Raw genomic sequence first — 11,276 nt, 5'->3', positions numbered from 1 at the left:
AGTCAGCCGAGAGCGCGGTCGAGATTGAAGGCCGCGCTGATCAGCGCGAGGTGGGTGAACGCCTGCGGGAAGTTGCCCTGTTGCTCGCCGGTGTGGCTGATCTCCTCGGCGTACAGGCCGAGATGGTTGGCGTACGTGAGCATCTTCTCGAAGGCCAGACGTGCCTCGTCGATCCGGCCGGCGTGGACCATGGCCTCGACGTACCAGAACGAGCAGATCGAGAACGTGCCCTCGTCGCCGCGCAGTCCGTCCGGGCTGACCTGCGGGTCGTAGCGGTAGACGAGGGAGTCCGAGACCAGGTCGTGGGTGAGGGCGTCGAGCGTGGACAGCCACTTCGGGTCGGTCGGGGCGATGAACTTCGTCAGCGGCATCATCAGTACGGCCGCGTCCAGTACGTCGCTGTCCTCGTACTGCACGAACGCCTGCCGTGTCTCGGACCAGCCGCGCTTCATGATCCGCCGGTAGATCGTGTCCCGGTGCCCGCGCCAGCGGACCAGGTCGGCGGGCAGACCGCGCCGGTTGGCCATGCGGATGGCCCGCTCGATCGCGACCCAGCACATCAGGCGTGAGTACAGGAAGTTCTTACGGCCGCCGCGGGTCTCCCAGATGCCCTCGTCGGGCTGGTCCCAGTTCTCGCAGACCCAGTCCACCAGGGCACACACGTCGTCCCACTGGTCGCTGGAGATGGGCTTCGCCCACTTGTCGTAGAGGTAGATCGAGTCGATGAGCGCGCCGTAGATGTCGAGCTGGAGCTGCTCGGCCGCGCCGTTCCCGATCCGCACCGGCGCGGACCCCAAGTGCCCTTCGAGGTGGTTGAGTTCATGCTCGGTGAGGTCGGTTCGCCCGTCGATGCCGTACATGATCTGCAGCGGGCCCGAGGGTTTGCCGTCGCCCGGACTGACGTGCCGGGTCACGAACTTCATGAACGCCTCGGCCTCGCCGGTGAAGCCCAGCCGCAGCAGGGCGTACACGCAGAAGGCGGCGTCGCGCACCCACACGTACCGGTAGTCCCAGTTGCGTTCGCCGCCGATCTGCTCGGGCAGACTCGTCGTCGGCGCGGCCACGATCGCCCCGGTCGGCGCATAGGTGAGCAGCTTCAGGGTGAGCGCGGAGCGGTGCACCATCTCCCGCCAGCGGCCCCGGTACTCGGACTGGGACAGCCAGCGCCGCCAGTAGGCCACCGTGCTGTCGAACTGGCTCTCAGCCTCGGTGCGCGCGCACCGGCGCGGATGCACGGTGCCGCCGACCTGGTCCAGCGCGAACACCGCCGACTCGCCCTCGGCGAGCTTGAAGTCGGCGCGCGCGTCCAGGCCGTCGGCCTCCAGCGGCACGGTCGCGGTCAGCCCCAGTGACAGGCCGTCGGAGGCGAAGACCGCCACGTCGCCCTGCATGCGCACGGTGTGCGGGGCGCGGCCGTAGTCGAAGCGGGGCGCCACCCGCGCGCGGAACGGGATGGAGCCGCGTACGCACAGCACCCGCCGGATCAGCCGGTGCCGGGCGACCTCCTCGGCCTCGTGGCCGATCGGCATGAAGTCCTGTACCTCACCGACGCCTTCCTCGGTGAAGAACCTGGTGATCAGGACGTTCGTGTCCGGGAAGTAGAACTGCTTGGTCTGGGCCGGCACCGCGGCGGCGAGTTCGAAGGCGCCGCCCCGTTCCGTGTCCAGGATCGCGGCGAAGACGCTGGGTGCGTCGAAGGACGGGCAGCAGTACCAGTCGATGGTTCCGTCGGTCCCCACCAGGGCGACACTGCGCAGATCGCCGATCAGCCCGTGCTCGGCGATCGGCAGATACCGCGAAGTCCCCGGTACGCCCTGATCGCTCGGTGTCCCGTCCATCACAGCCTCCCTGGCCCGCCCCGTACCGCAGCCTCCCTGGCCCGGCTCGCACCGCGTCACAGTCAGCCTAGATCCGTCCGGTGCGCGCTGTCGGGACAATCGGTCACGGCGTCAGACGGCGATCACCTGGATCCCGGCCTCCTCGAACCGCTGCACCGTCTCCGGCCCGGCCGCCGTGTCCGTGACCAGCGTGTCCACCGCGTCGGCCGCGCAGATCCGGGCGAACGCCCGCCGTCCCAGCTTGCTGGAGTCGGCGGCGACGACCACGCGCTCGGCCCGCTCGCACAGCAGCCGGTTGATCGCGGCCTCCGCCTCGTCGTGCGCCGCGGCGCCATGGGTGACGTCGAAGGAGACGACGCCGAGCACGGCCACATCGATCGTGATCTGGCCGAGGACACCGTCGGCGAGCGGCCCGATGAGCTCGTACGACTGCGCCCGGGCGACCCCGCCGGTCACCACGATCTTGAACTGGGGGCGTACGGCCAGCTCGTTGGCGATGTTGAGCGCGTTGGTGACGACGGTCAGCGCGGGGGAGCCGGACGTGAGATCACTGCGTACGGCCAGCGCGCGGGCCACCTCCGTGGTGGTCGTGCCGCCGGTCAGCCCCACCGCCTCGCCGGGCGCGACGAGATCGGCGACCGCCTTGGCGATCCGCTGCTTCTCCGAGGCGTGCCGGGCGGTCTTGTAGCGCAGCGGCAGTTCGTACGACACCCCGTGCACGACCGCGCCACCCCGGGTACGTACGAGCATCTGCTGCTCGGCCAGCTGGTCGAAGTCGCGCCGGATCGTCGCCGCCGACACCGCCAGCTCGGCCGCCGCCTCCTCGACGTCCAGCCGGCCGCGCTCGACGAGCAGCTCCAGCAGCGCCTTCCAGCGGGCGTCCCGCGACATCCGCACCCTCCGTCCCTCGATCTTCCGGCGACCTTAGCGCACACCCATCTCGCGCGATTGCTTGATTGTGCTCGAAAACTGGCTATATCTTGCAAGAACAATCAAGGCGCGGGAGAGGTACGGCATGACTCATGTCGAGGACGAGCTGACCAGCCAGCCCGAGTGCTGGACGCGGGCCGCGGCGGAGGCCGGCCGGCACGGAGAAGTGCTTCCGGCGCCGGGGGAGCGGGTCGCGATCGTCGGGTGCGGCACGTCGTACTTCATGGCGCAGGCGGCGGCGGGGCTGCGGGAGGGGGCGGGGCAGGGCGAGACGGACGCGTTCGCCGCCTCGGAGTTCCCGTGCGGCCGCTCGTACGACCGTGCAGTCGCCCTGACCCGCTCCGGCACCACCACCGAAGTCCTGGAACTGCTCGGGCGGTTGAAGGGCCGCACGCGCACGATGGCCATCACCGCGGACCCCGGCACGCCCGTCATGACGGCCGCCGACGACGTCGTAGTCCTGGACTTCGCGGACGAACGGTCCGTCGTGCAGACCCGGTTCGCGACCACCGCGCTGACCCTGTTCCGCGCCCACCTGGGCCTGCACACCGACTCCGTCGTGGCCGACGCCCGCACCGCGCTCGCCACCCCGCTGCCCGAAGGGCTCGTCGACTGCACGCAGTTCACCTTCCTGGGCCGCGGCTGGACCGTGGGGCTGGCCAACGAGGCGGGACTGAAGATGCGCGAGGCCTCGTTGTCGTGGACCGAGGCCTATCCGGCGATGGAGTACCGGCACGGCCCCATCAGCATCACTACCCATGGCACCGCCACCTGGATGCTCGGGGAGCCGCCCGAGGGCCTGGCCGAACAGGTGCGGGCCACCGGCGGACTGTGGGTGGCCGGCGATCTCGACCCGCTCGCCGAACTGGTCCGCGCCCAGCGGCTCGCGGTCGCCGTCGCCGCGGCGCGCGGCCTCGACCCGGACCGGCCCCGACACCTCACCCGCTCGGTGATCCTCGCCGACTGAAGGGACCCACCGTGCCCCTCACCACCACCGGCGAACTCGTCACCCGGGCTGCCGCAGCCCACTCCGCGGTCGCCGCCTTCAACATCATCACGCTGGAACACGTCGAGGCCGTCATCGCCGGCGCGGAGTCCGTGGATGCTCCCGTCGTGCTCCAGATCAGCGAGAACGCGGTCAAGTTCCGCTACGGGCGCCTGCTTCCCCTCGCCCGCGCCGCCGTCACCGCCGCCGAACGAGCCGCCGTACCCGTCGCGTTGCACCTCGATCACGTCCAGAGCGACGACCTGCTGCGGCAGGCGCCGGGTGCCGGGTTCAGCTCCGTGATGTACGACGCGTCGCGGCTGCCGTACGAGGAGAACCTCGCGGCGACCAGGGCCGCCGTCGACTGGGCGCACGCCCAAGGGCTGTGGATCGAGGCCGAGTTGGGAGAGGTGGGCGGCAAGGACGGAGCGCCGCCGCTCGACGCCCACGCCCTCGGCGCCCGCACCGACCCCGCTCAGGCCCGTGCCTTCGTCACCGACTCGGGAGTCGACGCCCTCGCGGTGGCCATCGGCAGCTCCCACGCCATGACCACCCGCACGGCCACCCTCGACCACGCCCTCCTCGAACGCCTCGCCGCCGTCCTGGACGTCCCGCTGGTCCTGCACGGCTCCAGCGGCGTGCCCGACCCCGAACTCACCGCGGCCGTCGCGGGCGGCATCGCCAAGGTGAACATCGGCACCGCCCTCAACCTCGCCATGACCGGCGCGATACGGGAGTACCTGGCCGCCCACCCCGAGGCCGTCGACTCGCGGAAGTACCTGAGTGTGGGGCGGGAGGCGATGGTACGGACGGTCGCGGAGATCATCCGGGTGCTGGGCGGGCGGTGAGCAACGGCTGGTAGAACGAAGCGTGCCAAGTGACGTCCGTGAAGCCGGACGCGGTCACCAGGTCGGTCAACTGCCCGCGGGTCAGCGCCCAGTAGGTGGTTCGACGCACGCGCACACTCCAGCCGTCGCCCGCCGGGACGAGCTGGAAGTGTTCCAGGTCGTAGCGCTCGCCGTCCTCGTGCCAGTGCCACAGCTGAAAGGTGATCACCTCACCGTCCCCGGTGCGCGAGACTTGGGGAGGGGGCGCCGTGGGCTTGGTCCGTCGGGCCTCGTCGTAGTCCCGGACGGTGAGCACCAGCAACCCGTCCTCGCGCAGCACCCGGCGGATGCCCGTCAGCGCCGCCTCGACGTCCCGCGCCGACAGCAGATGCGGCAACGCGTTGTCGGCACAGACGACGACGTCGAACGCGGACGGCGTGAACGGCAGCCGCCGCATGTCCGCGACGGCCACCGGAAGGCGTACGCCACGAGCGGCGGCTTCGGCGACCGCGCGTGCGGCCGCCACGGGGCTCAGGTCGCTGCCGACGACCTGATGGCCCAGCCGCGCCAGCCCGATCGCCTGGGTACCGATTCCGCAGGAGCAGTCCAGGACCTTGCGCGGTCCCGCTCCCGGACGCGACCGGATCAGCTCGTCCAGCACCGTCGCCTGGCGCGCCATGCTCGCGTCCCAGTCCGGGAAGATCAGGTGGTAGTCGGGGGCCAGCTCGTCGTAGAAGTCCCGCACCGATTCGTCGGACACGTCCACGGCACCTACTCCTTGACGGCTCGCAGCACGACGAACTTCGGGTCACTGGCGACCAGTTCACTGTTGCCGAACAACCGCCGCAGCTTCACGTGGTAGCCCAGGTGCCGATTGCCGATCACCCACAGCTCACCCCCGGGCCGCAGCGCGCGCCGCGCCTCGCTGAACATCCGCCACGCCGTCGCGTCGGTCGTCGCCTGGTGGGTGTGGAACGGCGGATTGTTGAGCACGAGGTCGACGCTGTCGGCGGGCACCCCCGCCAGCCCGTCGCCGACCCGGAACTCGGCATGCCCCGATACCCCGTTCGCCTTGTACGTCGCCTCCGCCGAGGCCACGGCCTGGAACGACTCGTCCGTGAACAGCACCTCGGCCTCGGGATCGGCCAGCGCGATCGCCGTGCCGACGACACCGTTGCCGCAGCCCAGATCGACGACGCGTGCGCCGCCGGTGTCGTTCGGCAGATGCTTCAGGAAGAAGCGCGTGCCGATGTCGAGCCGTTCGGCGCAGAACACGCCGGCGTGGTTGACGACGGTGGCACCGGAAGCCGGGCCGATGTCGTCGGGGAGCGTGTAGGTGTGCGGCCAGGGGGTGGCGGGCGGCTCCTGGGCGGCCTCGGGCGTGCAGAAGATGAGCCGGGCCTTCTTCTCGGCGAGCGAGGTGCGGGTCGGGCCCAGGATCCGCTCGAACAGCCGCAGCGTGGAGGTGTGGATCTCCTTCACCATGCCGGTACCGACGACGACCGTGCCCTCGTGCACCGCGGGCGCCAGACGCGACAGCTGGTCTTCCAGGAGCGCCAGGCTCTTCGGCACCCGGACCAGGAGGACGTCGACCCGGGCGGGCGGCGGATCCTGGGTGGTGAGGAGGGTGACGGCGCCGGGCTCGACGTCGTTGCGCGCGAGGTTGGCGCGGGTCGCCTCCTGGCCGAGGTACGAGTCCGTGATCTGCACCGGCCGATGCGCCGCGAGCGCCGTGACCAGGGCGCCCCAGCGGTCGCCGAGAACCACGACCGTGCCGGACAGCGGGACCTCCTCGTCCGCGAGGTGCCTCAGCAGATAGTCGTCGCAGGCGTCCCACGCGCGCAGCCTCTCGCGCGGGTCCTCGGGGAAGCGGGCCAGCGCGAGCTCGCCCCAGGGCGTCGTCATACGGTCGTTCATCGTGCGACCAGACTAAGCGCCCCTGGTGAAGCCAGCTGCGGTAGGGCAGCGCCCCCAAAGGGGCGCGGGGCTGCATCAATATGCGGCTCCGCCGCGTGGGCGCGACCAGCCACGACGAGCCCGCAGACGAAAGACGGCCCATCACGGCACTCCCCGCGGAGCGCCCCGCGCCGTTCCGGCAGGATGGAGACATGGACCCCGAGCTGTTCCCCAGGGCCCGTACGGAGGTCGCGCCCGGCGCGGTGCACGTGCCGGACTGGCTGGACGCGGAGCGCCAGCGCGAGTTGCTGGATGCCTGCCGCGAGTGGGCCCGTCCGCCCGCCGGCCTCCGCACGGTCCGCACACCCGGGGGCGGCACGATGACCGCCCGGCAGGTCTGCCTGGGCTGGCACTGGTATCCGTACGGCTATGCCCGCACGGTCGTCGACGGAGACGGTGCGCCCGTGAAGCCGTTCCCGGAGTGGCTGGGCGAATGGGGGCGCCGGGCGGTGCGCGACGCCTTGGGCGAACCGGCTGTGATGTGTGACATCGCACTGATCAACTTCTACGACGCCGACGCCCGCATGGGCATGCACCGCGACAGCGACGAGAAATCCGACGCGCCGGTGGTCTCGCTCAGCCTCGGCGACACGTGCGTGTTCCGCTTCGGCAACACCGAGACGAGGGCCCGGCCGTACACGGACGTCGAACTGCGCAGTGGCGATCTGTTCGTGTTCGGGGGACCGTCCCGGCTCGCCTACCACGGAGTGCCGCGGGTGTACCCGGGCACGGCACCGCCCGAGTTGGGCCTGACCGGGCGGTTGAACGTCACGCTCAGAGTCAGTGGCCTGTAGCCGCTCGACCTGCGGATCATGGGAGACTCGCCGTCATGAGCGGGAAGGCGGACCCCCGGCCGGCGGGGGAAGGGACCACCTCGAGGACGCGGTTGGACCGGGGGCGGGGTGCGCTCGGGCCCGCGCTGGAGCTCGTGCACACCGGGCGGGCGCCGACCCGGGCCGTGCTCACCGCGGAGCTGGGGGTGACACGGGCGACGGCGGGCGCGGTGGCCGCCGAGCTGGAAGCGCTGGGGCTGATCCGGGTCGACGCCCGGCCCGGCGCCGCGGCCGGTTCGCAGGGGCGGCCTTCGCACCGGCTGTCCGTCGCCGAGGACGGGCCGGTCGTCCTCGCCGCACAGGTGCACGCCGACGGGTTCCGGGCGGCACTGGTCGGGCTCGGCGGCCGGATCGTCGCCACCGCGCCGGGCTGCGAGACCGTCGACGCCGACCCCGCGAAGGTCCTCGTATCCGTGGTGGAGGCGGGCGCCGACCTGCTGCGCACGACCGGGCGACGCTGCGTGGGCGCCGGGCTCGCCGTGCCGTCCGCGGTCGCCGAACCGGACGGTCTGGCCCTGAACCCGCTGCACCTGGCCTGGCCCGTGGGCGCGCCCGTCCGCCGGATCTTCGCGGAGTGCGTACGCGCCGCCCAGATCACAGGACCGGCGTTCGCGGGCAACGACGTCAACCTCGCCGCGCTCGCCGAACACCGGCACGGCGCGGGACGCGGCGCCCGGGATCTGCTGTGCGTGGCCACCGGGCACCGGGGCGTCGGAGGCGCACTCGTCCTCGACGGCCGTCTGCACACCGGCAGTTCTGGCCTGGCCCTGGAGGTCGGCCACCTCACCGTCAACCCGGAGGGCCGCCCCTGCCACTGCGGCAGCCGCGGCTGTCTCGACGTCGAGGCCGACCCGCTGGCCTTCCTCACCGTGGCGGGACGCGAACCCGGCCCCGAGGTGTCGCTGGTGCAGCAGTCCAACGACCTGATCCGCAACCAGTACGACGACCTCTCCGTCCGTACGGCGACCGAGGAGCTGATCGACCGGCTCGGCCTCGGCCTCGCGGGCCTGGTGAACATCCTCAACCCGGACCGGATCATCCTCGGCGGACTGCACCGCACCCTGCTCGAAGCCGACCCGGAGCGGCTGCGTGCCGTCGTCGCCGACCGCAGTCTGTGGGGGCAGAGCGGCAGCGTGCCGATCCTGGCGTGCACGCTCGACCACAACAGCCTGGTCGGTGCGGCGGAGCTGGCGTGGCAGCCGGTGCTGGACGATCCGCTGGGGGCCCTGAGCGGCTCCGGTTGAGTCGGCTGCGGTTCGGCAGCGCCCCGAAGGGGCGCGGGGCTGTTTTGAACATGCGGCTCCGCCGCGTGGGCGCGACCAGCCACACTGGTCCCGCGGACGCCAGACGGCCAATCGCGGCACTTCCCGCGGAGCGCTCAGCCCGCGAGTGACTGGGTGCCGAGGACGGAGAGCAGCTCCAGCTTCTCGGCGGCCTCGGTGCCCGGTTCGGCCGAGTACACGAGGATGTGCAGATCATTGCCCTCGACCCGGAGCAGATCGCAGTCCAGAGTCAGCAGGCCCACCTGAGGATGCTCGATCGTCTTGCGCGAGGCCTCGAGTCGGCCGACGACACCCGCGTCCCACAGCTCGGCGAACCGCTCGCTGCCCGCACGCAACTCCGCGATCAGGCGCCGCAGTTGCCGGTCGGCGGGATACCGACTGGCCGTTGCCCGCAGTTCGGCGACCATGCCGATCTCGAACGCGCGCCGCTCGTCCGGGGTGTGCCGGACCCGGGTGGGAGCGCCGAGGAAGTTGCGCCACACCCCGTTGCGTTCGAAGCCACGCCGGCCGGAGGGATCGCCCATCAGCGCGGCATACATCGGGTTGGTCACCAGCAGCGTCATGGCCGCGTCGGAGACGCCGACAGGGGTGTCCACCAGCCGGTCCAGCAGCCGCTGCACGCTCGGCGTGATGTACGCGGGCACGGTTTCGGGACCCGGCGGCACCAGCCGGGCCAGCCGGAACAGGTACGTCCGCTCGTCCCCCGTCAGCCGCAGCGCCCGGGCCAGGGCTTCGACGATCTGTCCGGAGGGGTTGGCCGCCCGCCCTTGTTCGAGGCGGGTGACGTAGTCGACCGAGATCCCCGCCAGCAGGGCCAGTTCCTCGCGACGCAGCCCGGCCGCGCGCCGCTGACCACCGGTGGGCAGTCCGGCGCTCTCCGGAGCGACCCGGTCTCGCCAGCGGCGCAGCGCCCGCCCCAGTTCCGTCGTCGTCATGCCCCCAGTCAACCGCGTCGGCCGAGCGGTTGCCTGGTACTGGGAGTCCCAGGAAGAAGCGTCATCTGGCTGTCCACCTGGCCTCGTCGGAACGTGGAGCCATGACAACGACACTGATCACCGGAGCCAACAAGGGCCTCGGCTTCGAGACCGCCCGCCGACTCCTCGCCGCAGGCCACACCGTCTACGTCGGTGCCCGCGACGCCGAGCGCGGTCGCCGCGCCGCCGAACAGCTCGGCGCCCGGTTCATCCAGCTCGACGTCACCGACGACGCCTCCGTCCAGGCAGCCGCGAAGACCATCGAGGCCGACGGCGGGCTCGACGTCCTGGTCAACAACGCCGGCATCGAACAGCGGGGCGAGGACAACAGCGTGCCCGGCGCCGCGGAGCTCACCGCCGACACGCTGCGCACTGTGTTCGAGACGAACGTCTTCGGCGTCGTCCGCGTCACCCACGCCTTCCTGCCGCTGCTCCAGCGCTCCGCCGCCCCCGTCGTGGTCAACGTCAGCAGTGGCCTGGCCTCGTTGACCAGGGTGGCCGACCCGGCCGATCCGGCATACCACTACCAGGGCGTCGCCTACCCGGCGTCCAAGGCCACGGTCAACATGATCACCGTGCAGTACGCGAAGGCGTTCCCGGAGATGCGGATCAACGCCGTGGAGCCCGGCTTCACCGCGACGGACCTCAACGGGCACGCCGGCACCCAGACCGTCGAGGAAGGCGCCGAGATCATCGTCCGCATGGCACAGACGGGCCCCGACGGCCGGACCGGCGGCTACGTCGACATCGACGGGCCCATGCCCTGGTAGGCCGCCGGACCACAGCTCAGCCCGTCAGGCTCCACAAGGCCGCCACCAACGGCCGCCGCAGATCCGCCCGCCGCACGCACAACCCGATCGGGAACGGCTCCGGCGGCGGATCCGCGGGCAGCACCGACAGCCGCTCGCGCACCGCACTGTGTTCCAGTACGAGGCGCGGGACCACGCCCGTGCCGCAGCCCAGGGCGACCAGCGTCAGCAGCCCCTCGTGACCGTCCGGTTCACAGGCCACGTCGGGTGTCGTCCCACGGGCGCGGAACCAGCGGTCGGCGGCCTCGCGGACCAGACCGCGGTGGGGCAGGACGAAGGGCCCGTCGAGCCCCGGGGCCGGTCGCTCCCGCGCGGTGACCAGGACCAGCTCGGTCACCGCGACCGTCCGGCTCACCAGCGGCTCCGGCAGCCTGGCCGGGATCCCCGCGACGGCCACGTCCACCTCGCCCTCGTCGAGACGGGCCAGCGCGGCAGCCGCGTCGCCGGTCCGCAGATCGAGCCGCACCTGGGGGTGGGCCGTGCGGAACGGAGCCAGCAGGTCGGGCAGCAGCGCCTGGCAGGCGGTCACCGTGGCGAACACGGCCAGGTGGCCGGTCAGTTCGGCCGGATCGGGATGCTCCTCCCGGTAGGAGCGCCACAACTCCAGTGCCTGGACGGCGTATTCACGGAACCGCTGCCCCTGCGCCGTCAGCGCCACCCCGCGCGGCCCCCGGTCGAACAGCCGGTGCCCGAGATCGGCCTCCAGCCGCTGCACGGTCCGCGTCAGCGTCGCCGGACTGACATGGCAGTCGAGGCTCGTCCGGCCGAAGTTCAGCGTCTGCGCCAGATGCAGGAAGAGCCGCAGCTCCCGATGGTCGTCCCGCACCCCGCCACCTGGCCC

At 71.8% G+C, this 11,276-nt stretch carries 11 protein-coding genes; 5 read left to right on the top strand and 6 right to left on the bottom strand.

Features of this window, described 5'->3' with window-relative positions; genetic code table 11:
- Nucleotides 1-2: 2 nt before the first annotated feature.
- Together QQY66_RS04205 and QQY66_RS04200 are read right to left on the bottom strand one after the other, a co-directional pair.
- The gene (locus tag QQY66_RS04205) at nt 3-1,838 is read right to left on the bottom strand and encodes a glycoside hydrolase family 15 protein (protein WP_301977666.1); all 1,836 of its coding nucleotides are present in this window, start codon (nt 1,836-1,838) and stop codon (nt 3-5) included.
- Nucleotides 1,839-1,949: 111 nt separating this feature from the next.
- Nucleotides 1,950-2,729 carry a DeoR/GlpR family DNA-binding transcription regulator gene (locus tag QQY66_RS04200; protein WP_301977665.1) on the bottom strand — a complete coding sequence of 260 codons (780 nt, stop codon included), beginning with the start codon at nt 2,727-2,729 and terminating at the stop codon, nt 1,950-1,952.
- A 124-nt stretch (nt 2,730-2,853) separates the two neighbouring features.
- Between QQY66_RS04200 and QQY66_RS04195 the strand changes: the two genes are divergently transcribed.
- Nucleotides 2,854-3,735, top strand: a complete 882-nt coding sequence (locus QQY66_RS04195) for an SIS domain-containing protein (protein WP_301977664.1) — start codon at nt 2,854-2,856, stop codon at nt 3,733-3,735.
- A gap of 11 nt (nt 3,736-3,746) precedes the next feature.
- Nucleotides 3,747-4,601, top strand: a complete 855-nt coding sequence (locus QQY66_RS04190; RefSeq protein WP_301977663.1) for a class II fructose-bisphosphate aldolase — start codon at nt 3,747-3,749, stop codon at nt 4,599-4,601.
- On the opposite strand, the gene QQY66_RS04185 is transcribed toward QQY66_RS04190, so the two are convergent.
- Complete coding sequence (locus QQY66_RS04185; protein WP_301987159.1) at nt 4,576-5,340, bottom strand: bifunctional 2-polyprenyl-6-hydroxyphenol methylase/3-demethylubiquinol 3-O-methyltransferase UbiG; 765 nt, start codon at nt 5,338-5,340, stop codon at nt 4,576-4,578. The genes QQY66_RS04190 and QQY66_RS04185 overlap by 26 nt on opposite strands.
- An 11-nt stretch (nt 5,341-5,351) precedes the next feature.
- Complete coding sequence (locus tag QQY66_RS04180) at nt 5,352-6,497, bottom strand: methyltransferase (RefSeq protein ID WP_301977662.1); 1,146 nt, start codon at nt 6,495-6,497, stop codon at nt 5,352-5,354.
- 191 nt (nt 6,498-6,688) lie between these two features.
- On the opposite strand from QQY66_RS04180, the gene QQY66_RS04175 reads away from it, so the two are divergent.
- Both QQY66_RS04175 and QQY66_RS04170 read left to right on the top strand, forming a co-directional pair.
- Complete coding sequence (locus QQY66_RS04175) at nt 6,689-7,330, top strand: alpha-ketoglutarate-dependent dioxygenase AlkB (protein WP_301977661.1); 642 nt, start codon at nt 6,689-6,691, stop codon at nt 7,328-7,330.
- Between the two features lie 35 nt (nt 7,331-7,365).
- Complete coding sequence (locus tag QQY66_RS04170; RefSeq protein WP_301977659.1) at nt 7,366-8,613, top strand: ROK family protein; 1,248 nt, start codon at nt 7,366-7,368, stop codon at nt 8,611-8,613.
- Nucleotides 8,614-8,747: 134 nt separating this feature from the next.
- Here QQY66_RS04170 and QQY66_RS04165 read toward each other — a convergent pair whose 3' ends face one another.
- Nucleotides 8,748-9,587, bottom strand: coding sequence for a helix-turn-helix transcriptional regulator (locus tag QQY66_RS04165; RefSeq protein ID WP_301977658.1), 840 nt, complete (start codon nt 9,585-9,587; stop codon nt 8,748-8,750).
- A 101-nt stretch (nt 9,588-9,688) separates the two neighbouring features.
- Here QQY66_RS04165 and QQY66_RS04160 point away from each other — a divergent pair, with 101 nt between their 5' ends.
- A complete protein-coding gene (locus tag QQY66_RS04160; RefSeq protein ID WP_301977656.1) occupies nt 9,689-10,396 on the top strand; it encodes an SDR family oxidoreductase in 708 nt (235 codons plus the stop codon).
- A 16-nt stretch (nt 10,397-10,412) separates the two neighbouring features.
- Here QQY66_RS04160 and ilvY read toward each other — a convergent pair whose 3' ends face one another.
- Nucleotides 10,413-11,261: an HTH-type transcriptional activator IlvY gene (gene ilvY, locus QQY66_RS04155; RefSeq protein ID WP_301977655.1), complete on the bottom strand. Its 849-nt coding sequence runs from the start codon at nt 11,259-11,261 to the stop codon at nt 10,413-10,415.
- Nucleotides 11,262-11,276 lie beyond the last annotated feature (15 nt).

It is taken from the genome of Streptomyces sp. DG2A-72, assembly GCF_030499575.1.
Lineage (GTDB): Bacteria > Actinomycetota > Actinomycetes > Streptomycetales > Streptomycetaceae > Streptomyces.
The sequence above is the reverse complement of the archived record's forward strand: the minus strand, read 5'-3'. Positions and strand labels throughout refer to the sequence as shown.